Annotated in this window: 13 protein-coding genes; 1 reads left to right on the top strand and 12 read right to left on the bottom strand. The window is 63.9% G+C overall.

Annotation, left to right across the window (positions count from 1 at the left end; all coding sequences use genetic code 11):
• Window positions 1–14: 14 nt before the first annotated feature.
• From DLM86_RS16445 to DLM86_RS16405, 9 genes are all read right to left on the bottom strand, one after another.
• Entirely contained in the window at window positions 15–992 is a 978-nt protein-coding gene (locus DLM86_RS16445) for a carbohydrate ABC transporter permease (protein WP_245954655.1), read from the bottom strand.
• Between the two features lie 40 nt (window positions 993–1,032).
• Entirely contained in the window at window positions 1,033–1,914 is an 882-nt protein-coding gene (locus DLM86_RS16440) for a carbohydrate ABC transporter permease (RefSeq protein WP_110841145.1), read from the bottom strand.
• Window positions 1,911–4,172, bottom strand: a complete 2,262-nt coding sequence (locus DLM86_RS16435; protein ID WP_110841144.1) for a DUF5696 domain-containing protein — start codon at window positions 4,170–4,172, stop codon at window positions 1,911–1,913. The genes DLM86_RS16440 and DLM86_RS16435 overlap by 4 nt, the downstream gene beginning before the upstream one ends.
• Window positions 4,165–6,348: a YIP1 family protein gene (locus DLM86_RS16430; protein WP_110841143.1), complete on the bottom strand. Its 2,184-nt coding sequence runs from the start codon at window positions 6,346–6,348 to the stop codon at window positions 4,165–4,167. The genes DLM86_RS16435 and DLM86_RS16430 overlap by 8 nt, the downstream gene beginning before the upstream one ends.
• Window positions 6,349–6,363: 15 nt before the next feature.
• Window positions 6,364–7,209 (bottom strand): carbohydrate ABC transporter permease, encoded by an 846-nt coding sequence (locus DLM86_RS16425; RefSeq protein ID WP_110841142.1) that lies wholly within the window; start codon window positions 7,207–7,209, stop codon window positions 6,364–6,366.
• The gene (locus tag DLM86_RS16420; RefSeq protein ID WP_110841141.1) at window positions 7,209–8,192 is read right to left on the bottom strand and encodes a carbohydrate ABC transporter permease; all 984 of its coding nucleotides are present in this window, start codon (window positions 8,190–8,192) and stop codon (window positions 7,209–7,211) included. Before DLM86_RS16420 ends, DLM86_RS16425 begins: the two co-directional genes overlap by 1 nt.
• Window positions 8,189–11,182: an extracellular solute-binding protein gene (locus tag DLM86_RS16415; RefSeq protein WP_158289502.1), complete on the bottom strand. Its 2,994-nt coding sequence runs from the start codon at window positions 11,180–11,182 to the stop codon at window positions 8,189–8,191. The genes DLM86_RS16420 and DLM86_RS16415 overlap by 4 nt, the downstream gene beginning before the upstream one ends.
• Window positions 11,179–12,306, bottom strand: a complete 1,128-nt coding sequence (locus DLM86_RS16410; RefSeq protein ID WP_110841139.1) for an ABC transporter ATP-binding protein — start codon at window positions 12,304–12,306, stop codon at window positions 11,179–11,181. Before DLM86_RS16410 ends, DLM86_RS16415 begins: the two co-directional genes overlap by 4 nt.
• Before the next feature lie 179 nt (window positions 12,307–12,485).
• Window positions 12,486–15,449, bottom strand: a complete 2,964-nt coding sequence (locus tag DLM86_RS16405; protein ID WP_146250225.1) for a heparinase II/III family protein — start codon at window positions 15,447–15,449, stop codon at window positions 12,486–12,488.
• A 287-nt stretch (window positions 15,450–15,736) separates the two neighbouring features.
• Between DLM86_RS16405 and DLM86_RS16400 the strand changes: the two genes are divergently transcribed.
• On the top strand, window positions 15,737–20,155 hold the full coding sequence (locus tag DLM86_RS16400; protein ID WP_110841137.1) for an S-layer homology domain-containing protein: 4,419 nt from the start codon (window positions 15,737–15,739) through the stop codon (window positions 20,153–20,155).
• A gap of 501 nt (window positions 20,156–20,656) precedes the next feature.
• Here DLM86_RS16400 and DLM86_RS16395 read toward each other — a convergent pair.
• The 3 genes from DLM86_RS16395 to DLM86_RS16385 are packed head-to-tail and all read right to left on the bottom strand — an operon-like array spanning window position 20,657 to window position 26,837.
• Window positions 20,657–22,375, bottom strand: coding sequence for a hypothetical protein (locus DLM86_RS16395; RefSeq protein WP_110841136.1), 1,719 nt, complete (start codon window positions 22,373–22,375; stop codon window positions 20,657–20,659).
• A gap of 38 nt (window positions 22,376–22,413) precedes the next feature.
• Window positions 22,414–23,700 carry an efflux RND transporter periplasmic adaptor subunit gene (locus DLM86_RS16390; protein ID WP_245954654.1) on the bottom strand — a complete coding sequence of 429 codons (1,287 nt, stop codon included), beginning with the start codon at window positions 23,698–23,700 and terminating at the stop codon, window positions 22,414–22,416.
• Window positions 23,701–23,729: 29 nt separating this feature from the next.
• Window positions 23,730–26,837: an efflux RND transporter permease subunit gene (locus DLM86_RS16385; protein WP_110841134.1), complete on the bottom strand. Its 3,108-nt coding sequence runs from the start codon at window positions 26,835–26,837 to the stop codon at window positions 23,730–23,732.
• Window positions 26,838–26,947 lie beyond the last annotated feature (110 nt).

Raw genomic sequence — 26,947 nt, 5'->3', positions numbered from 1 at the left:
CTCCTCCTTAACGGCTATTCCACCAGACCGGTACGTTCGACGCCCTGGACGAACCATTTTTGCGCGATCAAGTATAGCAGCAGCGGCGGCGCCACGAACCAGAACGACGCGGCCATGTACACCTGCTCCGTAATGTTCGTGTCCACGTAGCCCGGAACGTCCCCCATCGCCGATTGCAAATTGTCCAGCTGGATCGGCAGCGTCGCATACTCTTTGCCGAGAAAGAGCGAGGGTAAGTACGAGTCGTTCCAATGCCAGACGAACGAGAACAGGAAGACGACCAAAATCGCCGGCCGCGCCAAAGGCAGCATGACGCGCACGAACAAGCGCAGCGCGCTCGCCCCGTCGATGCGGGCCGCCTCCTCCAGCTCCTTCGGCAGCGTGCGGAAAAACTGCCGGAAGATGATGACGAACAGCGCCCCCTTCAGCCCTTGGCCGAACAGCGCCGGCACGAGGAACGGCAGCGGCGTGCGCAGCATGTCGAGCTTCTGGAACAAGATGTACAGCGGGATCAGAATCGTCTGCGGCGGGATCAGAAACGACACGAGCACGAGCGCGAACCAAAGCCCCCGCAGCGGGAACTGGAGCCGGGCCAGAGCGTATCCGGTAATGGAGCACGACAGCACCTGCAGCACCGACGCCGTTCCCGCGATCGTCAGCGAGTGGAGGCCGGTGACCGCATACTTCATAAATTTGAGCCCGAACCAGACGTTGGCCGCGTCCCACTCGATCGGAATCCATTCGACCGTCGGGTCGAGCAGGTCGGTCTTGCTTTTGAACATCGTGCTGACCATGTACAGAAACGGTCGCATATACATGACCGCGACGTTCGTCAAAATCCAGTACAGCATGATTTTGTAAATAAGCCCTTCGCGGATTTCGCGCCCGAGCAGCAGCAGCTTCGTCCGCTTGCCGACCGTGCGGGCCAGCTTCCGCCGGTCGCCGCCCAGCCGCCTCGCCATCCGGACGACGGCCGCCCTATCGACGTTCATGCGACGCCCTCCCTCCTAAAGTCCAAACCGTATAGCGCCGCTACCGGTCGGTCGCGAACTTCCGGCCGACGAGCAGGATGCAGCCGATCAGCGCCAGCACGAACAGGAAAAAAATCCAACCGAGCGCGCTCGAGTAGCCGAAGCCCATGATCGGGTTCGTGCGGACACCCGCGATGTAGGTCAGCAGCTCGCTGAACGGCGACGTGAACTGGTCGACCGTCGTGTAGACGAAATTCAGCACGATGAACGGCGCGAGACCGGGCAGCGTAATTTTCCAAAAGCTTTCCCACGGCGACGCGCCGTCGATCCGGGCCGCCTCGTACACGGACGCGGATATCGTCTGCATGCCGCCCATGAAGATGAGCACCTGCACGCCCGAATACCACAGAATGAGCACGAAGTTGTTCAGGACGCCGATCAGCGGGGCGGCCATGCCGCCGGGCAAGTACGACGTCAGCCAGCCGGCGACGTCGAACTGCTCCAGGACGGCCAGCTTCCCTTCGCCGCTCTCCTCGAGCCGGTTCAAGATGCTGTTGCTCGAGAGGACGACGGGGAGGAAGAAGATGACGCGGTATATCGCCCGCCCCGGAAACTTTTGGCTGACCAGAATGGAGACGATCAGCGCGAACAGCACGATGACGAACAGGATGACGACGGTCTGCTTGACGTACAACGCGAACATCGTCGGAAACTTCTCGTCCTTCAAAAACGCGTAGCGGAAATTGTCCAGACCGACGAAATTCATCCGGATTTCCGAGCCGAGGAAGTTCACCTTGTAAAAGCTGATGACGAGCGAGTAGACGAGCGGGAACGCCATGAAGGCGAGGAAGCCGACGATCCAGACGGACATGAACAGATACCCTTCCAGGGCGAGCCGGGCGTTCAACCGCATCCGGCCGCGCTTGCGCTTGACGGCGTTCATCCTCCGCTCCCCCCTTCCTTGCCGGCCGGCACGACCGCGTAATCGCGGGCCGGGACGTCGACGCCCTCATGGCGGTACGGCCGGTCGGTGTAATTGACGACGACCCGGCGTCCGTCCTCGTACGTCGTCGCGTACACGCCGTCGGCCAGCTGCCGGTGTCCTTCGATGAACAGATGCGCCGAGGCGCCGATCCGGTCGCGGTACGTCCCGTATTCCCGCACGATCTCGTCCCGCCAAATGTCGAACTTCGTACTGACGAGCGTCGACCGCGCACTCGTATATTGCAGCTCGGACGCCGCATCGTGCGTTACGGTATACGCCGGGATCGCTCCGTACTCGATATGGCGCAGCCGGTCGGTCGGCGGGTCGGCGTACAGGTTCGCCTCGTCGCCCGAATAGGCGGCCAGCCCGTGCACGGCGATCGGGTAAAACGGCACCGTCCTCCCTTTGAACGCGTCGTATCCCGGTCCGATCGGGAACCCTTTCAGCATCGATGCATGACCGACCGCGTACGCGTTGGCCGAGGCGAACCCCGACACGCCGAGCTCGCGGGCGGCCTCATCGAGCATTTGCCGCTGGACGCCGGCCGCTTCGCTGCGGGTCGTGACGGCATCCCGGCCGAAGTCCGAGTGAAGCGTCGAGTTCGCGTCGCGTCCGTACAGCAGCAGCCCGGACACGCCCCATTCCCGGTAGACGGGAAGCGCGTCGCGCAAATACGCGACCGACCGGTCGGGACGGAGCCGGTACCGGGTGTAGCTGTTCAGATTCAGCGAATCGCCCTTCCGCTCCACGACGCCCGTACGGACGTTGCGCAGCGCGTCCTCCCGCGGGCGGAAGCCCGCCTCCTTCGCCACGGCGTCGAAGTAGTTGTCGTACAGCAGCAGCGGTACGCCGATCGAACGGGCGTAGCCGGCGAGCCGCTTCAGATCGTCCGCCTTGCCGAGGCTCGGGTCGGGCGGAAACCGCTTCGGCCAGCTGCCCGGGAAATCGCCGCCGTCGTTCCATCCCCGCAGCGCCGCGGTCATCGAGCCGACGCCCCGCTCGGACAGCGTCCGCAGCATCTGTTCGGCCTGGGCGAACGTCGTGACGGGCACCGTCTTCCGTCCGAACATGCCGATTTCCAGGTTCGCCTGGTACACCGTAATGGCGAACGGGTCCGTTTTCCCGGCGGGAGCCAGCTTGCGCGCTCCCTCCGCCATCAAATACGACCGGTACGCCTTCGCCATGCCGACGTAGTCGGCGTCGGCCCCGGCGAGGAACGTATACGTGATCCGCCGGTCGAGCCGCTTCACCTCGTCCTCGATCATTTGTTTCGATCGGGCCGGATAAGCGTTTTTCAAGTAGTCGTCCGGCAAGTAGGCGAGCTCGGCCGCCGCCCAGTTGTACGGCGTAAGCAGCCCGCTCGGCGTCGCCGTCAGCTTGCCGTACGCGCCGCCTTCGCCGACGACGGCGACGAACGCGCCGTCGCCCCGCTTGATGCCGAACACCGGGTACCGGACCGGCGTCGGGCTGACGGGCCCGAGCTCGAAGCCGATGTCGTCCCCGTAGACGGTTTCGTTGAACGCGGCGTCGTACGGGTAATCGTTGTCGTAAAAGTCGATCAGGTAGCCGGGGCCGCTCGGCACGAGCAGGTAGCCCGGCCGGCTCGTGCCGAGGACGGCGCCGAGAAACGGGTACGGCGTAATGCTTTTGAGCGCCGCCTTCTTCGGATCGTCGAGGATGCGTTCCCCGGGAACGTCCACGATCAGGCTCGCGCCGGACAGCCCGAGCCGGAACGAAAACCGCAAGGCTCCGTTTTTCAGGCCGTACGCGACTTCCACGCGGTCGTCTCCGGTCCGGTACAGCTTGACGTCCGGCTGCTCGGACTGCAGATTGCCGCGCTTGAACGCGTTCACGTTCGCCGTCGGGTCGTGGTATTCGACGATGAACGGCGACAGCACGTGCCCCTTGTAATCGCCCGCGATGTCGCGCGAAGCCGCTTCCTCCTTGTCGGCCGCTCCGCGCCAGACGTGCCCGTTCCGCTTGTCGGTCACGGAGACGACGCCCGTCGTGCGCTCCACCGTCAGCTTCAGCGTGTCGTTCTCGATCGTCGCATCCGTCTGAAGCGGCTCCCCTTGCGGAGCGACGTACCCGACGGCGTCCGCCGGATCGTCGCCGGCGGCGCCGCACCCGGCCGCAGCCAGCAGCGCGCAGACGAGCAGCGCGGCGCGGACCGCCCGGCTCCATCCGGAGCGAATCGTTAGGCGCCGGTCAGCCACGGTAGATCAACTCCTCTATCAGCTTGGAGCCGAAATCGTTCAGATCGAAGCTGAGCGTAATATGGACGAATATCGCGAACCAGAGCACGGCCATCGTCAAGAGCGTCAGCAGGACGTTGACGACCGTCTCCTTCACGTCGTAATTGTGGATCGTCTGCACCTTGACGAACAGCAGCGCGACCGTCCAGGCGAGCGCCGCCTGCTGGGCGAAATGGTAGACGACGCCTTCGCTGGCGGTCAATCCGTTCGACAGCAGCGTCAGCGGCAGCGTAACCGCGACGTAAGGAGCGAGCGCGTGCATCGAGCCGACGAACACGTCCTTGAACGTCCCTTCCCCGCGATACAGCGTGCTGACCAAATAGTTGCAGACGACCCAGCTGAGCAGCGGCACGAGCAGGACGGCCCCGCTGCGGACCGGGTCGATCAGGTTGGCGGGCACCGGATGGAAGACGAATCCGGTCCACCGCTCGGCCGCCAGCTTCGAGACGAGGGCGGCCAGCAGCACGCACAGGCCGAACGTCCACGAGCCTTTCCTTCCGTCCCTCAGCTCCTCGAACACGGCATAGGGGCGCTTCAGCACGGCGCCGAAGCGGATCGCTTCCCGTGCGGCCGCGGCCGCGAACGCGGGCAGGCGGGCGGCCGGCGCCGGGCCGTGCGGCGCGCCGAGCTCGTCGACCGCCGTCGGGCCGGAAGCCGCCGTACCGGGTACGACGCCGAACGCCGCGGCCGAACGGACCACGCCCGGCCGCAGCCGCCGGACGAGCCGGTACGCCGCCGCCAGTGCGACGAGCCCGCCGACGATCCACCCGAACCGCTCCTGCAGCCACAGCATCCGCACCTGCCAGAACGCGTCGGAGTAGCCCTTGCCGTCGAGCGCCAGCTTGTATTCGGCCATCGCCGCCTTCCATTCGCCCCGCTTCGCGTACGCCTTGGCGAGCCCGAGATGCGCCCGGCCGTACGATTCGTTGCTCCGCAGCACCTGCCTCCACGGCTCCTCGCTCTGCTCGTACTTGCCTTCCGCGTACAGCGACGCCGCTTCCAGCACGAGTTTGGCGAACGGCGTCGGCCGCAGCCGGTGGACGAGATGGGTCGTATTGTCCGTGACGATCAAATCTCCCCCGGACGTCAGCGCGAGGCCCGACGGCGACTTCAGCTTGCCGACGCGTTGCCTCCGGTCGTCCTCGCTCTGGAACGTATACAGCAGCTTGCCCTGGGCGTCGAGCTGCACGATCGCGTTCGTCTTCGCGTCGACCGCGGCGATCATCCCCCGCCCGTCGACGGCGACGTCGCGGAACAAGTAGTCGCCGTCCTTCGGGCCGCCGCCGCCGCCCGCCCCCGGCACGACGAAGCTTTTGGCCGGCAAAATGTTTTGCCCCGCATAATTGAGCTTCTTGATCTGCTCCGTATCGATCGACATCGTCGTCGTGTACAGGAAGCCTTGCCCGTTCAGCGTCACGTTCGTGATGGAGCCCGGCAGCGCGTCCGACAGCTTCTCCCGCTGCTCCTTCGTGTAGAACAGCCGCTGCAGCCGCTCCACCGGCGTCAGCTTCACTTTGTTTTTGCCGTAAAAGCTCAAAAACTCGTTGTTTTGCCCGAGCTGCATCATCCCTTGATACGAGCCCTTCGAGACGATGTACAACAGGTCCCGCCCGTCGACGGCCAGCTTCGACGGTACGAACCGGTAATCCGGGGGCATGTGCCCTTCCTTGGGCGCCGTATACTCCCGGACGAACGCGCCGTCCGGCGAATATTTCGCCACGCGCGAGTTGCCGGTGTCCGCCACGTAGACCGAGCCGGACCGGTCGACGAATACGCCCTCCGGCGCCTTCAGCTTCCCCTTGCCCGGCTCGTGTCCGATATACCGGACGAAGCGGCCGTCGCCGTCGAACTGAACGACCCGGTCCTTGCCCCGGTCGGCGATATAGATCCGGTCCCGCTCGTCGACGAAGACGTCCTCCGGGTTGCGCAGCGTATCCGGCTTGCCGTCCGCCGCGGGGGGCAAATCGCCGCCGATGAGCCCGACCGGCGAGTACGCCGGGCTCAAGCCGATGACGACGCCCAGCTCGTCGATCCCGTACGAGGCGAACGGCGACGAGGCCGCGTCCGCCCGTCCCGCCGGCCATGCCGCAAGCAGAAGGGCGACGGCGAGCGCAAGCGCGAATCGTTTGGCGTGCATGGTCCGTTCCCCTTTCTACTTGATGCCGGAATGCGCCATCGTGTCGATGACTTTTTTCTGAAGCGTCAGGAAGATGATGAAGTTGACGAGAAACATGAGCATCGTCGCCATGGCGGCTCGGCCCTGCCCCGCCACCGAGTTGGCGAGCCCGTTCGTCAGCGTGTCGATGTAGAACGGCAGCGTCTTCAGCGTCTCGTCCTGCATGTACAGCGAGGACGGTCCCGCGTCGCCCCACGTCGCCTGGAACGTCAGGATGGAGATCGTCGCGACGGCCGGCATGCACACCGGCATGACGATCCGCGCGAAGATGGCGAATTCCCGCGCCCCGTCCAGCTTCGCCGCCTCGATCAGCTCGTCGGGCACCTGGTCCATGAACTGCTTCATCAGGAAGACGCCGACCGGCATCGCCAAATTCGGCACGATATGGCCGAGAAACCGGTTCATCAGGCCGAGCTCGCTGACGACCAAATACCGCGGAATGCCGACCGCCTCCGGGGCGAACATGAGCGACAGGACGATCGCCGAGAACAGCAGCTTCTTCCCCTTGAACTTGTGCTTCGACAGCGGGTACGCGCCCATGCTGCTGATCAGCACCGTGGCCGCGACCATGACGGCCGCGACGAGGACGCTGTTGAACAAATACCGGGTGAACGGAACGAACGACTGCTGCGCCGCGGCGAGCAGGTCGTGCCAGTTATCCAGCGTCGGCGAGCGCACCCAGAACGTCGGCGGATAGGCGAACAGCTCGTGGTACGGCTTGAACGCGTGATTGAAAATGTACACGATCGGCAGCGCCATCACGACGGCGAGCAGCGTCATGAGCGCGAGCAGCGCGATTTGGAAACCGTCGGGCCGCCGCATTACAATTCCCCCTTGCTGTCGAACAGTTTCGTGAACAGCCGGTTCACCGCGTACATGAGCACGAGCAGCACGACCGATATGGCGGCCGCGTAGCCCATCTCGTACCGGATGAAGCCGTAATCGTCGATATGGTTCAAGATCAAGTGCCCCGCGTATTGCGGCGTCGGGTTCGTCTCCGACAGCTGCGCGCCGAGCCCGCCGGACTTGAGCGTCCCGACGACGGTCATGACGGCGGCGAACAGCATTTGCGGCTTGACCGACGGAATCGTGATGTACCAAATTTCCTGCAGACGGCTGCGGATGCCGTCGATTTTCCCGGCCTCGTACAGCTCCTTGTTGACGTTGGATATGCCGGCCAGCATCGCCAGGAAGCCGACGCCCATGCTCGACCAGAGCGTAATGCCGATCATGATCGGCATGAGCAGGTCCTTATCCTTCGTCCACAGCTTCGGCTGGTCGATCAGCCCCCACTCCAGCAGGACGCTGTTCAGGTAGCCGAGCCGGTCGCCGCTGAAGACGATCATCCAGACGACCGCCATCGCCACCCCCATCGTCATCGACGGCGAATAGAGCACGAGCGTGTAAATTCCTTTCGCCCGGTTCGGCAGCTGCGACACGAGCCAGGCGAGCAGGAAGCTGAGCGCGTACCCGCCCGGACCGCAGATCACCGCGTACAGAAACGTGTTCGGGATGGCGTACCGGTAAAAGACGTCGTCCTGCGTAAGCAGGTCGCGGAAGTTGGCGAGACCGGCCCATTTCGGAAATTCGATTACGTTGAAATGGGTGAGCGACAGCAGCATCGCCATCGCGACCGGCACGACGATGAACAGCGTGAAGCAGATGACGAACGGGGCGAGGAACAAGTACGAGTACCGGTCGGCCCACAGCTCCCTCCCGAACGTCCGCAGCTTGCTTGCGGGGCGGAACGCCGGGGCCGGAGCCGCCCGCGTCCGCGCCGACGGCACGATTTTCATTTCGCTCATCGGTTATCGTCGCCTCCCGTCCTGCCGTCCCACGGCTCGCTTACGTCGGGTACGTCCAGCGTGCGGACCGTCCGCCCCGTGCCGTCGACGAACCCGAACTCGCGCTGCTTGCGGAGCAGCTCCTTGTTGATTTCGAACGCCGCCGTCTCCAGCGCGTCGCGCGAGCTGTCCCCGTCCACGACCGTTCGGTTCCAGGCGAATTTGTACTGCCGGTCGGTAAAATATTCCCCGGGCACGCGCGGGACGTCCTTGTACCATCGAAGCTGCTCCAGGATGCGGTCCAAGTCCTCCTTCGGCCACATCTGGCGGCGGAACGCGTTCATGTTGGCCGTATTCCACCGGTATTCGAGCCCGTTGATCGTCTCCAGATCGACGCCGAACTGCGTCTGCACCGTATCCGACGTCCACCATTTCAGAAACTGCCACGCGTCGTCCTGCCGGTCGCTCGACCGGAAGATGACGCCGGACTGCAGCGCCCCTCCGGCCCACCGCGCGATGCGGCCTTTGCCGTCCGGCGTTCCGGGTATGGGCGCGATCGCCCACTGCCCCGTCAGCTCGGGTGCGGCCACCGTCAGCAGCAGGTACGTGTTCAGGTCGGCGATGCCGATCGGCATCGTGCCGTAGCGGAAATGCTGGTAGAAGTTGGCCTGCCGGTCGAGACCGTACACGACGAAAAAGTCGGTCAGCTGGCGGAACGCCTCGAACGCCTCCGGCTTATCGAGGCCGGACCGGAGACCGTCCGGCGAATAGTAGCCGCCCCCGCGCTGGTACAGAAACGGCAGCAGATCCTCCGGCGGCAGGTAGAAGTTCATCCGGTTTTGCTGCAGCGTCGGCAGCAGGGCGTACACGTCGTCCCACGTCTGCGGAACGGAGACGTTCAGCTTCTTCAGCACGTCCTTGCGGTAAAACATCATGTTGAACGACTGCACCTCCGGCAGCGCCCAGTCGCCGCCGTCGTAATGGAACGGCATGAGCGCCCCGGGCAAAAACCGTTTCGACACCTGCGCGTAGTCGGGAAACCGGTTCAGGTTGACGAGCGCGTTGCGCATCGCGAAGTCGATCGGCGTCCCTTCCGCGAGCCCGAGCGCCACGTCGGGCTGTATGCCGGCCGCGTTGCCGAGGATGAGCATTTGCGGGTTGGGCATCAAATTGACGTTCACCTTAATGCCGGTCTGCGGCGTGAACTCCTGGTCGACCATCTCCTGAATCAGATTGACGTAGTCCCGCCCCCGCTGCACCCAGACGTCGATCGCGTCCTTGTCGTTTCGCCCCTGCGCGGCGAAGTTGCCGGTGAACGTCAGCACGAAGCGGGAGAGCGAGCTTTTGACGCTGCCCCACCACGTCGCCTTGAACGGCGGCAGCTTCTGCTGCGGGGTGGCCACGTAGATGCGGTCGAGGTGAAGCGGCTGCTCGGTCAAGCCGCTCACCATCGCCGACAGCTGCTCCTGCACCGAGCCGAACCGCTGCAGGCTGTTGACGAGCTTGTTCGGGTCCGCCTTGAACGTCTCGAGGTCGCGGATGAGACTCGTGAAGCTGTAGCCGCTCTCCAGCTTGTCGCCGTGCAGCTCGGTCAAATAGTCGCGCGTCCGTCTCAAGTCGTCCGCGACGCCGTTCAGCCGGTCGCCCAGATCGGGGATCGACTCGTCGAGCCGCCAGTTCATTCCTTTGTCGATCAAACTGTCGTTCGCGACGCCGGTCGCCGCCCTTACGTCGTCGCCGATGCCGCGAAGCCGCACGATGGCCGATTCGACGGCGTCGAGCGCCGGCCGGTGGGGAGACACGTTGACGCGCATGCGCAGCGTATGCTTGCCCTGCGACAGCTTGAACAGCATCGCGTCCCCTTCGCCGTCCGCAAGCGGCCCACCCTGCCAGTCGCCGTAGCGGAACGGCACCTCGAGCAGCTCGCGGTACGGCACCTTGCCGTCGACCGATACGGTCCGGAATACGTTCCGCCCGCGGACGAACTGCTGCTCGTAGACCGGCGCGATCGTGTAGTAGCCGTCGGCCGGCACCTCGAACGTCCATTCGGCCCACGCGCCGCGCCGTCCCCATTTCCAGCCGCCCATCATGTTATAGACGATCGTGTCCAGCGCCTCCGGGCGGACGGACGACTCCGCGGACATCGCGATCTGGACGACCGGGTCCGACTTCCGCTCCATCCGCTCCGCCTGGATCTCGGCCAAAAACGGATTCTGCCCCTTCGCCTCGCGCTCGTACGCCTCCTTCACGTCCGCGTAGGACGGAATCGGCTCCGGCGACCGGAAGACGAAGCGGGCGAATGCGACCTCCTCCTGAACCCCTTCCAGACGCATGACGTGCTCGCCCTTCTCCAAATAAAACCGGTGCGGCTCCGGGTATTCGTTCATATAATCGGACACGTCCCATTCGATCCACTCGCGGAGCTGCTCCTGCTTCGGCCGGATTTCGTTGCCGTACTCGTCGCGCAGCGGCGGGTACGGGTCGTCCTTCCACAGCCGCTTCATCGTGACGAGCCGCGCCTCCTCGAACGGCAGCGCTCCGTCGATCGTCAGCGTGCGGATGATGTCCGCGCGGCTGTCGCGGTCTTTGCCCGCGAGCGGGAAGTACGTCACGCTCAGCCGGTATAGCCCGCTCTCCGGCACGCGGAACCGGTATTCCGCGTAGCCCCCGCCGCTCTCCCACTTGAGCGCCCGGGATTCGCCCTCCAGCGCCGACACCGACAGCGCCGCATCGGGCGATGCGGCCGTGTAGTCCGCCGCCTCGATGCCGACCGACACGCCGGGCGGGACGTCCTTGTAGCCCTGCTTGCGCCAGCCGTTCAGCTTGGCCGCATAGGTGTCGGGTCCGCCGCCGTCGTACAGAAACGCTTCTCCGTACCGCTCCTCCATACCGGCCGCGCCCGTCGCCGCGCTCCGTGCGCCGGATGCGGGAGCGGACGAGCCCGCGGCCAGGGCGACGAAGACGACGGACAGCAGGGCGAGCGCCGCCGTTCGCAACCGTCGTCCGTTCACCGGTCCCCGATCCTTTCTCCCGTGTCCGGCCGGAAAAAGAGCGCGCATTCCATATCGGCCGCCACCTCGACCTTCTCGCCGGGGTACGCCCGGATTCGCGCGTCGGTCCGCACCGTCAGCAGCTGCTCGCCGGTATTGACGTACAAGTACCGGTCGGCGCCCATCAGCTCCGCGACGTCGACCGTCCCGCCGAACCGGGCGGCGGACGGAGAGACGCCGGCCAAGCCGAGGTGCTCCGGGCGAAGCCCGAGCGTCACGTGCCGCAGCCCCGCGCCGGTGCCCGCACCGGCGGCCGACTCCCGCAGCTCGCGGGCGACGCGGTCCGGGATCGGCAGCTTGAGCCGCTTCGTATGGAAGTAGAGCGTCCCGTCTTCGTCCGCGATGCGGCCGTCCACGAAGTTCATCGGCGGCGCCCCGATGAAGCCGGCGACGAACAGGTTGGCGGGCCGGTTGTACACCCGCTCCGGCGTGTCGACCTGCTGCACGACGCCGTCCTTCATGACGACGATGCGCGTCCCCATCGTCATCGCTTCCGTCTGGTCGTGCGTGACGTAGACGAACGTCGTCTCCAGATCGCGGTGCAGCCGAATAATTTCCGCGCGCATATGCACGCGCAGCTTCGCGTCCAGGTTGGACAGCGGTTCGTCCATCAGAAACACTTTCGGGCTGCGCACGATCGCCCGCCCGAGCGCCACGCGCTGCCGCTGCCCGCCGGACAGCTGCCGCGGCTTGCGGTTCAGGAACGGCTCGATGTCGAGCGTTCGCGACGCCCGCTTCACCGCCGTATCGATGTCGGCTTTGCCGACTTTGCGGAGGCGCAGGCCGAACGCCATATTTTCGAACACGCTCAGGTTCGGGTACAGCGCGTAATTTTGAAACACCATGGCGATATCCCGCGACTTCGGCGGCAAATCGTTGACCACCTCGCCGCCGATCGAAATGTCTCCCTCGCTAATATCCTCGAGTCCCGCGATCATCCGCAGCGTCGTCGATTTGCCGCAGCCGGACGGACCGACGAAAACGACGAACTCCTTGTCCGCGATTTCCAGATGGACGTCCTTCACTACGGCTTGGGAGCTGTGGGGATACCGCTTCCACACATGATGGAGCTGCACGCTTGCCATATCGATCCTCCTCTTCCGTCGTGCCGTACAAGCCGGCGTCCGGGCGACGGCTCGAAGCCCGAACGCCCGCTATCCGGCCTCCTCCTCATTATGGCAAACGACGGATTGCGGACGAATAGACGATTTTTTGAATAGCTTCAATCTGTTTACCATCGCCTGGCCGTGGCCTTCCGTGCCGGTCACGGACGCCCGGCGGACGGGTCGGACAGCGGCACCGACGCCGTTTCTCCCGTCTTCAAATCCCTTACCAGCAGCACCGCCGTCGCGCCGCCTTCGCCTCCTACGTCGAACGCCGCCTCCGTCTCCGATGCCGCGTCGCGCAGCGCGTAGGCGTCGCCATCCGCCGTCGCGTACGGAGCGGCCGAGCCCGCCGGACGCACCGTGATCCAGAACGCGTGCAGCCGGCCCCGGCCGACGTGGAACGCGTACTCGGTCGTCGCGAGCCTTCCCGTCGCCCGATCCCGGTCCTCCGCCGTCTCCAGCCGGTACGCCCCGGCGCGCAGCGGGACGATCGAGAGCGTCGCGTCGCCGACGGCCGCCTCGACCTCCGGCCGGTCCGGCCGGTCCGCCCGATCCCGGACGCCGGGGACGTGAAACCGGACGATCTGCTCCGCGTCCGTGTCGCAGCAGTCGACGAGCAGGAACGACGCCGGCGACAGCCGGACGACCGTCCGGAAATGATGGACCGGCTCGCGCAGCGGATGCGACTGCTGATGGCCGGTCGTGAACAGGTACGCGGGATCGAAGGCGGTCGCGAACGGGAACCGTCCTCCCGCCCCGCTGGCGCCTATCCAGCCCCGGTTGAACCGGAACAAATAGTTGATCGGCTCGGCGTCCCGCAGCGTCCATCGGCTGTGCCCCTTGTCGGCGACCTTCCTGTCGCCGCGATCCTGTACATGGCCGAACGCCGAATCGACGATCAGCGCGCGCCCCCTCGCGTACAGCTGGATCGAGGCCTCGTCGTTGTGGTGGTGCCCCCAGGCGCTTCCGCTGCGGAGCGCGAGCAGCGTCTCGCCGCCGTCCGGCTCGCGGCTGCGGAACATGTACCCGATACCCTGTACGTATTCGTCCTCCCACTCGACCGGCACTTCGCCGATCGGCAGCGGACGGTCGCCGTTCATTTCGCGATACGCCCATGCGAGCTTGCCGGCCAGCGCCGGATCGTGCGGCGCGAACGCCTCGGCGTAGTCCGCGTACAGCGGGACGTACAGGTCCGTCGCGTGATGGTCCCCGAACGGCACCAGCCGGCGGCCGCCGCCGAACTCGGCGACGCGCGGGGTGAGCTGCCGCAGCGAGGCGCCGACCAACCGCCGGAACGACGGCTCGCCGAACTCGTCCCCGGTGCCGTCGTCCCTTCTCCGGAGCATAATCGGCAGCACCGTATGGAGCACGTGATGGTAGTACGTATGGCTCTCCTCCCAGACGCCGCTGTCCGGGTACGTATGGAACGCCTTCTGCCGGCTCCACATCGCCGCGAACTTGTCCCGCCACGCGCCCGCCTCCGGATGGTCCGGGAACGTCTGGGCCGCCGTGCCGAACACGGTGACGATGTCGGTATAAAAGTTTTGGTTGGCCATGCCCGCCATTGTCGGCTCCGTCGTATCGTCCGAGCCGACGGGCAGCATCGTCGCGGCTCCGGGGTAGTAATGGTCCGACGCGTACAAGTACGCGAGAAACAGCAGCCTCGCCCGGACCTCGTCCCGCTCCGCCCCCGTCAGCAGCCCGCTCTCCGCCATATATTCGTACAGGTACAGGCAGGGCGCGATCATCCGCCCCGCGACGCAATTGACGTGCGAGCTTCCCGCCCCGTTCCAAAACCCGTCCGTCATGTCGCGCAAGTAGCCGATCATCCACGCCTTCCGGGCGGCGTCGTCCGGAGCCGCCTTGCCGGCGAAATGGCGTTCGAGCACCGCGTTCGGGTACCGGAAGGCGGACCGGACCGGCCGCTCGCCCGCCGGGTGGGCCAGATGCATGCGCAGCATCGCGTCGAGCGTGGCGACGCCCCGGCGCGTCTGCAGCCGGCGCAGCCCGCCGTCGAGGACGAAGCCGGCGTCGGCGACGACGAGCGCGAACCGGCGATGGCCGCGCACGATCCACGCCTCGACGTTCAGATGGGGGACGCCGACGCTCTCGCCCCTCGCCGGAATGCGCTCGGGATGGCCGGTCCAGTCGGCCTTCGCGTCCCACGGCATGGACGCGCGCGTGCGCGGATCGTCGCGCTCCCATCTGCGCATCCACAGCTCGGCGTGGTTGTGCCGGTTGCCCCGCCAATCGCCGCCGTCGAGCGCGACGAAGCCGACCGCATCGTCCCCTTGCGCGAACCGGAACGCGAAGCCGTCCGACAAATCGAGCAGCTGCGAATATTGCGTCCATCCGGCAAGCCGCGCGAGGCGCTGGTCGAACCGGTAATGGAGCCGGCTCGTCCGGCATCCCGGCGTCGGGTCGAGCAAGTACGCCGTCTCCGGCAAATCGTCCCCCGCGAAGTCCCAGACGACCTGGGCGCCGGGCGCCGTCTCGAACGTTTCCTCGATCCGGACGAACCGCTCCCCCGCATCGATCGTCAGCACCGCTTCGTACCGTCCGCCGTGTCCGAACGCGACGCGGTACTCGTACACGGTACGCAGCGCTCCCCCGTCCCGGATGCGCCCTTCCCAGGACGCGGCAGCTCCTCCCGTTCCCCCATCGATGAAGCTGCGCCCCCGCCAGACGCCGCCCGCGGACCGCATTCGGCGTACCGGGCCCGGAACGCCGTCGGCCTTCCGGCACTCCGCCGGGTCGATTCGTCCGGCTCCGTACGGCAGCTCGAGCTCGATGGCGCCGTTGGCGATATAAACCGAGCCGCCCTCCGGCGCGATGGCGTTGCGCGGCCCCCGTTCGCCGCGCTCGTCCGCGGCCGGTTCGGCCGGGCCTGCCGACGGCTTGAGGCGGAGCGTCTCCCGCGGATCGAGCGCGAGCCGGACGTACGCTTTGCCCGGCCGGTCCGAGGCGTGCTGCACCGGGAACGTCCGGCCGCTTGCTTCGTCCTTCAGCAGGTCCGCGGCCGGCTCCCCCTCCGGCCAATCGATCGTCGCGATTTGCGGCTCGTGCCCGAAGCCGAGCGGCTCCGTCACCTCCACGCCATACGGCTTCCTTGTAACGTTCATCAATAGCGACACCCGCTTTCCCCGATGTTCAGGAGGTCCGTTTCCGTCCTTCTCCTTCCTGACGCCCCCATTATGGCAAACGACGATCCGCCCGCGAATAGACGATGTTGCGATTTGCTGGAATCTGTTTACCGGAACCGCCGTCCTGCGAATTCGACACCATCCTTGTCCGTCAATCGGTCTGTCGTCGTTTTTTTCCAGCGGATGCGCGAACTTATAGAGGAATTGCAATTACTGGAAGCGAATAAGAAAGTCTTGTTGGTATTCGCATAAAAAGGAGAATCACTATGAACCAGAAGCTAGTCCCGCTGGCCTTGATCCTGCTTCTGCTCGTCTCGCTGCTTCCGAATCCGATCGCCCCCGCCGGCCTAGCGTCCGCGGACGAGGTCTGGACGCCGGTCGGCAGCGCCGCGGAGCTCGACGCCATGCGGACGAATCTTGCCGGCAGCTATAGATTGACTCAGGATATCGATCTGACGGGTTTCGACAACGGCGATCATAAGGGATGGGTCCCGGTCGGCGGCGTCATGAGTCCGTTTACGGGAAAGTTCGATGGAAACGGATTTTCCATCCGCAATATGACGATTGACCGTCCCGACGACAACAATGTCGGTTTATTCGGATCAACCCGAAACGCGACGCTCCTGAATGTGAAGCTCGTCAATATGACGGTTAACGGGCACAGCTATGTCGGAGGCATAGCCGGTGAATTGACAACCTCCACGCTCACGAATTCCTTCGCGCAGGGAGCGGTAACCGTTAACGATCATGCCGGGGTATTGGTGGGCTACAACAGTGTCTCGACCATTACGGACAGCCATGCGGAGGGCCAGATCCACCTCGGTCCGAGCGGTTCGATTACGCCCCAGGAAAGCATCGGAGGATTGGTGGGCTATAACACCGGTACGATTTCCCGCACGTATTCGACGGCCGCGGTTGCATCCGGCAGCTTTTCGGGCGGTTTGGTCGGCAGGCAAGCGGGGATGACCCCGGTCGGCTCCTCCTACTGGAACACGGAAACGAGCGGGACAAGCGCATCCGGCGGCGGGATCGGCAGGACGACGGCGGAGATGAAGCGCAAGGCGACCTATGCGGGCTGGAACTTCGATACCGTCTGGGGTCTGATCGAAGGAAGCACCTACCCGCTCCTTCGCGGCGATTACACCAAGGTGGCGCTGGCGTCGCTCACGGTCAAGGACGCGAACGACGATACGGCACTGAGCCTGGATCGCGCCTTTTCCGGCGACTATGGGGACTATTCCGTTCAGGTCGTGAACAAAACGGACCGGATCACGGTTGCAGGCACCGCTTTAAGCGGGACCTCGACCGTTACGGTGAACGGCGGAGCCGCTTCCGAAACGATCGCATTGAACACGGGTAAAAACGATATACAAATCCGCGTATCGGAACCCGGCGGGCTAAGCGCCGTTTACAGGTTGACCGTGTATCGCGGTGCCGGTACGGCCCAGTACCCTCACCGGATCGCGACGGCGGATCAGCTTTCCCGAATCGGTCAGCCCTCCGAAGGCTATAACTTGAGCGATTCGTATAGGCTGGAAGCCGACATCGATCTGTCCGCCTTCAGCGCGGGAGCGGGGTGGACGCCGATCGGCAGCGGCTTGTCGCCCTTCCGGGGGACGTTTGACGGCAACGGTCACACGATCGCGAATTTGACCCTCGATCGTCCGGGTGACGATGGAGTCGGCTTATTCGGTGCGACGAACGGCGCGACGGTGAGCAACGTCGCCCTGCTGAACGCCCGCATTGCCGGACGCGATCAAGCAGGCGGGTTGATCGGCTATGCGAACGACACCGCCGTCAGCGCGGTATCGGTACAGGGTGCGGTATATGGCGGCAGCATGGTGGGCGGCTTGATCGGCCATCTGGATTCGCCGTCTTCCTCCGTGAGCGAGTCCTACTCCGCGGCTTATGTATCCGGAAGCGCGATGACCGGCGGACTGATCGGAGAGAATGCGTCTTCGAATGTCTCGAATTCGTTCTGGGACACCGAGAGCAGCGGCCGCTCCACGTCCGCCGGGGGGACCGGCAAAACCACAAGCGAAATGATGTCGAAGGCAACCTATACCGCCGCCGGCTGGTCGTTCGGCAGCGGGCAGCGATGGGGCATCATCGAGGGCACGACGTATCCGATCCCGTACTCCAGCCTCGGCGGCGTCCTGCTAGCCGGCTTGACGGTTACCGCTCCGGGCGCGGCGGTCACGACGGATCGGAGCTACGACGCGGCGCAAGGCGTCTATGCCGCAACGCTGAGCACGCCGGTTGCGACGGCGACCGTGACGGCCGTTCCGGCAGCCGGAGGCGCGACCGCGACCTTGAACGGGGCCGCCGGCGGCACGATCCCGCTCGGTCTGGGCCAAACCCCGGTCGAGATCCGGGTTACGGCTCCGAACGGGATATGGCAGGGGGTTTACCGGCTGACGATCGTCGTTCCTACCCCGCAGCCGCAATCTGTCCAAGTGCCGGCGAACGGGATTTACGGGATCGGCCGGGAGCTGGACTTTACCGTGACGTACAGTCATCCCGTCGATGTAGCCGGATCGCCTTCGCTTCCGCTTCGTCTCGGAGCGGGGGCGGGCGCCGCCGACGCTGCCGCCGTCTATGGCGGACAGCCGGCCGGGCAGCCGGCGAAGCTGAATTTCCGCTATACGGTGCAGGCCGGCGATATCGATTCGGACGGCATTTCGCTTGGAGGCGCCTTAACCGCGACTGCCCCGGCGGCCGTCACCGCAATCGGCGGCGCCGCTTCGCTCGAGCTGCCCGGCACGCTTCCCGATTTGAGCGGCATCCGCATTGACGGCCTTGTTCCGACGATCGCTTTGACCCGTTCCGCAACCGCTCCGACGAATGCGCCGGTCACGATCTCGGCGACGGCGGACGGCACCGGCGGCGGCGTCGTCTCGCTGAAATGGGCGGTTGGCACGCATGCGGCCTCCTATTTTGCAAGCGCGGGCACGGTCTTGACCGGCGGAGCGTTCCAAGCGGCCGAGAACGGCATCTATTCCGTCTATGCGGAAGACGAGGCGGGCAATGCCGCGGTGGAGACGATCGCGATTGCCAATATCGTCTCGCGGAACCCGACCCTGGCACTGGACTACACCCCGCGGGGGCCGATCAACTCCGGCGTCGAGGTCTCGGTGACCGCCTCGGTTTACGAGGAGGGAGCCGGGAATGCGCTCGCGGCTTTGAGGTGGGCGCCGGGGCTTAGGACGGCCGGCGACTTTGCGGACCCGGCGTTCGGAACCGCCGTGCCGGAGACGGGAAGCTTCCACGTCGGCGAGAACGGCACGTACACCGTCTATGCCGCCGATTTGGCCGGCAATACGAAGGTCGAGACGCTGACGATCGGCCATATCGTGAAAGAGCCCCCGGCGCTCGTCTTGGATTATTATCCGAAAGGGACCGGGCAATCCGGCGTGGACATCACCGTGACGGCATCCGTCTATGGCGGGGACATCGGCAACGTCCTGACGGCGCTGCGATGGGCGGCGGGGCGGCTTGGGGCCGACGACTTCGCCGATCCCTCGTTCGGGCAGGCCGTGCCGGGATCGGGAAGCGTGCGGGTCGCGCGAAACGGCCCTTATACGTTCTACGCCGCGGATACGGCCGGCAACGTCCGTGTAGAGACGATCGACATTTCGAATCTTTATACGCCGCCGGAACCGGACTCGGACTCTGCATCCGATACGCCGCCGCCTGCCGGTCCGTCCGAGGGCCAAAGCTTCTCACTCGTCCCTGGCAAAGCCTATACGCTCACGTTCGAGGGAATGACGCTCTACATCCCGGTCGGCGCCATTACCCAACCTACGACGATCCGCATGAAAAAGGCGGCCGCGGAAGCGCAGCGATTGCTCCGCCCCGGTCAATCGCTGCTAAGCGGAGCGTTCGAGCTGACCAAAGATGTGGCGGGCACGTTTAAGCTGCCGGTGAAGCTTGGGGTGGAATGGTCGGGCAAGACGTTAAGCGACGATCAGCGGCCTGCCTTGTTCTACTACGACGAAACGGCAAAGCGGTGGGTGGAACTCCCCGGCAAGCGGGAAGGCGACCTTATCACGGGGGAGACCGATCACTTTACCTTGTTCGCCGTCATGTCCGCAGCCGCGGAGGACGGGCCGAAACCGGACCCCAAACCGGACCCGATGCCGACATTGTCCGATCTGACCGGGCATTGGGCGGAGCGCGAGATTCGGGAAGCCGTGGCGAAAGGCTGGGTCGAAGGGTATGCCGACGGCACGTTCCAGCCGGAGCGGCCGGTATCCCGAGCGGAATTCGCGCTGCTGCTCGACCGGATCACGTCCTGGCCGGCCGGCGGGGAATTGCCGTTCGACGATCGGGCGGACATTCCCGGCTGGGCGGCGGAGGCGATCGCGCGAGCGGTGCGGGCCGGCGTTATGAACGGCTACCCGGATCGGACGTTCCGTCCGGACGCCGGCATCCTTCGCGCCGAGACGGCCGTCCTGATCGCGAGAGCCGCAGGGCTTAGTGCCGGCGAAGCGGCGGCACATCCCCCGTTCGCGGACGACGCCGACATCGCCTCCTGGGCCCGCGGGGAAGTCGAAGCCGCACGCGCGGCGAAGCTGATCCAGGGGCAGGCGGACAACCGCTTCAACCCGCTGGCGACGACGACCCGGGCGGAAGCGGTCATCCTGCTGCAGCGTTTGGCCGCCCATCTGGAGCTCGATCGTTAACGAGAACGCGGAAAACGCCCTCTCGCTTCCCAATGGGAAGTCGGGAGGGCGTTTTCCGCGTTCCGGGAGCCGTTACTCTAGTGGGCCCGCTTGCCTTCCATCACGTTTGTGGAATTGAAATACAAATTCGTCGTTTTCAACACGACTTTATCGTTTTCAAATGTGAATGTCATCAGCGTGTCGGCATAAGACTGCAAGCTCTTCAACTGGATGGCAATTGCGTTATGATCGAAAGTAGCGGTAGCCGATGTTCTGTTAACGGCCGATATTTCCGACGGGTCATTGAAGTCCGTGTCAATTCCGTTGAATCCGAAGCTGCGGGTTCTTTTCGCCCTGCTGTTCCTTATCTTATCACAAATTGGAACGTACGGAGTCCGCCACCATACCGAATTCGTATGAGCAGTAAGAGTCGGGCCGGGAGAAGAAACAAGCCGCTATGCGCGTGCATGGCGGCTTGATCTTTTGGGGATCGCGTTTTCACTATAAGGCTCCTTGGCGAACTTACTTGACCCGCTTCAGCAATCGCTTTGCGGTTCCGCTCTCCGTGTCGAATACTTCATATACGTTAATGGTAAAGGGCGTATGGAGCTGGTCGGAAGTCAGCTCGCTCGCTTCGAGCACCTGCTTGCCGCTGATCAGCTTCTTATCCCCGGCCAGCACGGCATCCTGAGAGCCGACGATCCGACCGACGTTGTCTACGACCTCGAAGCGGATCCGGGAGAAGCCGCCGTCCACGACTATGTTGTCCAACTGCTCGATCTCGAGATCGAGATTGAACTTGTATTTATACGTTCCGGCGTTGTACAAAAATCCGACCTGGACGCTGTTCAGCTTCAGCTCGAACGGGTACACCGAAACCGCTCGACCGTTATCTTCCTCTCCCTGCGCCCGAACCGGGACGGCGGCGACCGTGGTCGTATAGGGCACTGCGGTCAAGCCTTCGACCAGTTTCATCGTAAATTCGCCCGATTCGTCCGATCGGGGAAGCATATACGAATAGCTGATCACATAACCGAGCCCCGGATTCATCGTCGCGATCGCATTCGATTGGCGCGATCCGCGATACGAAACGCCACGGTCGTTCGTCAGTTCCGACCCGAATACGGGCGCGGCTACCGGAAGGTCGCCATGATGGACGAGCCGGAATTTGGCGACAGCCGTTCGGTAGCCCTCCCCCGGGTTGTCGTGGATATGAAATTCCGCGAGCGACACTTCCGTTTGCTCGTCGATCGCTTTCGTCAGCGCATCGAACACGATCGGCTGGCCGGGCTCGTAGCTCGGCGAGCGGGCGGCCGCTTGTCCGCCGGGCGGCCAGGACAGCAGCCATTTCCCCGTGGAGACGACAACCTCTTCGCCGCCGGCCCCGACGAACGTGTCCGTGGATACGGCCAGCAGATCGGTCGGGGTTTCGGTTGGATCAAGCGGAACGACGAAATGAAGATACGCCTTCTCTCCCGCCTCCAGCGCGACGGCGTCCTTCTCCGCGCGTACGCCTTCGTGCGTGCCGGCATCCGCAGCCACCGCATCGATCCGGAAGGACGGGACCGTTTCGCGTCCGGCACCCGTATTTTCGGCCAGCAGCGTAACGACCGCCCCCCGGCCTTCGGCGGTTTGCTGTATCGATGCTTCGACCGGCGTGTAGACGATTTCGGAATGAACGCCGGGCAAGCGAAATGGAGTACCCCATGCGAGCCGAGCGGGCTTGACGGGCGCCGACCGGCCGGCGCCGTACCATACCGCGCCGACCGGCATCGTTAACCGTTCCGTTTCGATTTTCGGGTAGACGTACGGATTGACATGGATAAACGAAAGATGATCCCATTCGGGTACTTCCTTGCTGTCCACCAATGCCGAACACACCTGCTCCGCGATCTCTTTCGGCTGCAAGGCGGTTTTGTTTCCCGCGCTCGGCGCAAGCGTATAGGTTACGCCGGTCCGGGTTCGGACGCGAAGCTCGTGTTCGGGGACGCGGGCTTGCTCATCGCCGCCGTTGTACAGACGTACCGTTACGGACAGGCGGTATCCCTTCTCCGTCGGCGTTGCGGACGCATTTTTGACGGCGGCCCGAATGTGCTCCGTCAAGCCGTCATTCGAAGCCGGGGCGAGCGCGGCCGCGACGGACGTCGGGTCCGCCGCGGAAAGTGCGGACGCTGCGCCCGGGACGAGCAACGCGCCCAGCAGCACGGCCGTCAGCCCCGCTTTCAAACCGATCTTTATCATTGAGGTCGTCCTCCGTTTCCATGATGATGCCGTATCGATTACGGTGCTGCCGGCGCCGCGGCCGGTGCGGGGACGTTCTCGGCCTTCTGGCCGTCCTGAAGCCCATACTGCCCGGCGACAACCGCGAGTTCGCCTTCCTTCAAGCCCTCGAGCACCTCCTGGTACTCGCCGCTTATCCGGCCGAGCCGCACGTTCCGCTTCCGGTACTGATCTCCCTCCCGAACGAACAGGAACGTTTCGGACTCTTCGCGGATCACGCTTACGATCGGCACGGCCAACACTTCCTCCTCTTGCTCCGTCGTGAGCTGGATCATGAATCGTTTGCCGGGCTGCAGCCGCAAGTCGGGGTTTGGAAGCTCCAGCTCCAAGGTAAACGTTTTGGTGGAGGGGCTCATGATCGGTGCCAAATAGCCGATCTTGGCCGTCCCTTTCCGCGTCGGCGTATCCGGATCGTAGAACACGAGCTCTTGCTTGCCTTTGACCAGCCTGTAGCGGCTCTCGCTGAGCTCCGTTTTGATTTTGACCGGGTCGACCTGCTGGACTTGACCGATTGCGCCGGCTGCCGCCGACACGGACTGCCCCGGCACGATTTCGAAATCGGTCAATATGCCTCTACCCGGCGCCTTTACGCTGAAATCCTGCATCGCGCGAACGGCGTCGTCCAAAGACAGTCTGGCCGACTCGGCTTGCGTCTCCGCCGAAGAGACCGGATCCGATTTCTCGAAATCGTTCCGTTTGCGCTTCGCCGCCTCCAAGCTAAGGAGCGCATCGTCCGCCGCTTGCTTCGACTGGTCCACCTGCCGCTGCTGCACGAGTCCCGCATCATAGTCGTTGCGCATCTTGTTGTACGCCTCCTGGGCGTTCGTATATGCGACTTCGGCCCGTTTTACGCCATCCTCCAGCTCCCGGCGCGTGCTCTCCCGATTGTCTTTCGCCTGCCGCAGCGCTTCTTCGGCGTTCCGCACCGCCAGCTCGCTCTTGCGCAAGGCCGATTCCGCTGCGGCGCTGTCCAGCGTGAGTAGAACCTCGTCCTTCTCGACCGCTTCTCCGCGCTTTTTGAAAACCTGCTTCACTTCGCCGCCGGCTTTGGGGACGATATCCAATTTCGTGCCGGCCATCACTTCCGCGACTTGTTCGATCGGATCCCCGATTCTCACCTTCTGCACCGGCTCCGTTTGAACGGCCCTTGGCGCCAACTGGACGGCGGCCGTGCCGGCGCCGCCCAGCGAGCAGCCGGCCAGCGCGGCGAGTGCGGCGATTCCCGTAACCGCAAGCAGCATCCGTCTCACGGATCGTTGTCGTGTTCCCGAGCTTCCTTGCCTCATCTTCTGGCTCCTCCCCGAAATGTCCATTCTCATCGTTCCGCCGCACGTGCGGGTTCCGCATGGGATGCGTGTCCGAAACGTTTGCCCATCTTCAGCTTGACGGTTTCGATCATCTCGTACACGATCGGGACGACCACCAGCGTCAGCACGGTGGAAGTGAGCAAGCCGCCGATGACGACTATCCCCAGCCCTTTGCCGATCAGCACGCCTTCGCCGGCCATGCCCAACGCGAGCGGCAGCAGCGCCACGATGGTGGCTCCCGCGGTCATGACGATCGGGCGCAGCCGCACTTTGCCCGCCTCGATCAGAGCTTCGCGTACGGCGTATCCTTCCGCCCGCAGCTGCTGCGTCCGGTCCACCAGGACGATCGCGTTGGTCACGACGATGCCGATCAGCATCAGAAATCCGATCATCGCCGTCGCCGTCAACGCTTCTCCGGTCAAGAACAGCCCCAGCAAGCCGCCGATAACGGCCAGCGGCAGCGAGAACAAAATGGCGAACGGCGCGCTCGCGTTGCCGAAGGAAACGACCATGATCAGATAGACGAGAAATACCGCCACACCCATCGCTACGAATAACTGGGAGAAGCTTTCATTGATGTCCTCCGTAATCCCGCCGGCTTGCGGGACGACTCCCTCCGGCAGCTCGAGCTTGTTCAGCTCGGCGGCGATCTTGGCGCTGATTCCGCTTTTGTCGTCTCCCTTGATTTTGGCCGTCACCTTGACCAGCTGCTGCCGGTCCTCGCGGGTCAACGAAGCGGCGCCTTCGATTTCCGCGATTTTGGCCACCTCCTTCAGCAGCACCGTCGTGCCCGAAGCGCCCTGCAACGGCATATTGCCGAGCTTCTCCAGCGAGTCTTGATCCGTTTCGGCAATCGACACCGTAGTCGCATACGTCTCGTTGTCGATTTTCAGATCGCCCAGCTCCCGCTTTTGAATGCGGACCGCGGCCATATCCCGAACGGCGGCCGGGTTCAGCCCGTAGGCTCTCGCCTTCGCCGGATCGACGGTGATCTGAACCTCCTTCTTGGCGTCGCTCAAGTTATCCTCGACCTCCGTCAACTCGGGGAATGCAAGCAGCTTCTCCTTGACGACAGCGGCGGCGGCCTGCAATTGAGCCTGGTCCTCTCCTTTGAGCGCATAGGCGAAATCTTCGGTCATGGCTCCCGAATCCGCTTCGAGCGTCCGGGCGTCCACCTCCGAGCCCGCCGGGAGCTCGGACAGCAGGAACGCGTTCAACTGCTCCTTCGCCTGTGCCGGGTCGACACGATCGTTAACCTCCACGAAAATTTGCGAGGCATAGGGGACGCGCTCGTCATCGTTTCCGGCGTAGCCCACCAGCGCTTCGACGAACTTGAAAACCGGTTCCCCTTTCGAATCGCCGCTATCCGCCAAAATCGTTTCGAGCTGTTTCGTTATGGCGTTCGTCACTTCGAACGAAGTGTCGTACGGCAGCTTGATTTGGAAATACATGCTCTTGGAGCTTTTGGGATTCGGCAGCAGCGACACGGACAGCGACGGAACCGTCACGGCAATGGTGACGGCCAGCAGCAGTCCGGATACGAGAAGCGTTTTCATCCGGTTATTCAAGCTCCACCGCAGAGCCTTTTCGTAAAACCCGCTTAATGTCCCCGGTTTGTCGTCCGAATGGTGCGCTTTTCCGGAAGCGGACCGCAGCACCATGACTTTGGCCAGCATCGGAATGACCGTCAGCGCGACCAGCAGGGAAGCCAGAAGCGCGATCGAAATCGTCAGAGCGAACGGCTTGATGAATTCGCCGACGAACCCGGTTACGAATCCGAGCGGCACGAATACGCCGGCCGTCGCCAGCGTCGACGACGTGATGGCGGAGGCGACTTGATTGGTGGCCAGGGCGATAACGGATTCGTTGCGCCGGTGCGCTTTTTCCAGCGAGGCGTAAATGTTTTCGATCACGACGATGGAATCGTCCACGACCCTGCCGATCGCCATGAAGATGCCGCCGAGCGTCATCGTATTGAGCGTCAGGCCGAGCTGAAGCATAAGCAGCAGCGTGATCAGAATGGACAGCGGAAGCGAGACGAGAACGATGAGCGTCATTCTCACATTGCGCAAAAAAAGCAGGATCATAACCGAGGCGAGCAGCGCCCCCATAACGCCTTCGCGAACAAGACCTTCGATCGAATGCTTGATGTCGTCGGCGCTGTCGTACGTGCTTTGGAAGACGATGTTCGGCAGCGTCGATTCCCACTCGTGCAGCTTCCGCTCGAGCTCTTTCGAGAATTCGACCGCATTGGCGCTCCCCGTCTTATACAGAATCACCCCGATCGCCGGCTTGCCGTCGAGTCTTCCGATAAAGTCGGATTCCGTGATCGCCTTCACCTCTCCCAGCCGGGAAAGGGTTACGACATCCCCCTTGGGTGTCGGGATTTCGATCTGCTCCAGCTCATATAGGCTGTTCATCGCTCCGGTGACGCGAGCCATCTTCTCGTTCCCGTTCACCTTAACGCTTCCGATCGGACTTCGGGTCGCCGCGGCCCGGACGGCGTCGCCGACCTGCGAAGGGCCGAGCCCGTAAAGCTCCAGTGCGCTCGCGTCGAGCTTGATATCGAGCGAGGTGCCGCGGGCCCCGATGACGTCCATATGATCGATCCCTTTCATCCCCTCCAGCCCCGGCTTGATCGTCTCTTCGAAATGTTTGTCCAGTTCGGCCTGGCTCGTCCCGTCGGCGGCATACGCCACCAAGTAATTGGCGGGGGTGGACGCGGCCCCGAAGGTCGATACTTTGGGCGTTCCCGCGGATTCGGGAAGGTCGACCTCGGCGAGCAAATCTTGGACGTCAAGCTTCTTCTGATCCGTATCCGCATTTTGCTTGAACATAAGGACGATCGAAGAAACGTTGTCGCTCGACGTCGACGTCATCGAGTCCAGATCCTCGAGGTTCGCCAGCTTCTCCTCCAACGGCTCCGTCACTTGATCGAGCACATCCTGAGGGGCCCCCGTATACGTCGTAACGACGGCCACGACGGGAAACGAAACGTCGGGCATGTTCTCGATCTTCAGTTGGGTCGTGGAATAGAAGCCGCCTAAAAACAGCATGATCACGATAATGAAAAGCGCCGATACGTTTTTCATCGAAAACGCAATGATTCGGTTCATCCCTGCACTCCCCTCGCGGCTTCTTTCTGACTGCACGACTTAGCATAAAGGGGAAACGAAATAAAAAAATCGTACATAAGGGTATTCCCCCCATGTACGATCGGGCAAAT

Source organism: Paenibacillus flagellatus (assembly GCF_003217775.1).
GTDB lineage: Bacteria > Bacillota > Bacilli > Paenibacillales > NBRC-103111 > Paenibacillus_AB > Paenibacillus_AB flagellatus.
Note: the sequence above shows the minus strand (reverse complement) of the source record. Positions and strands in the feature narration are given on the sequence as shown.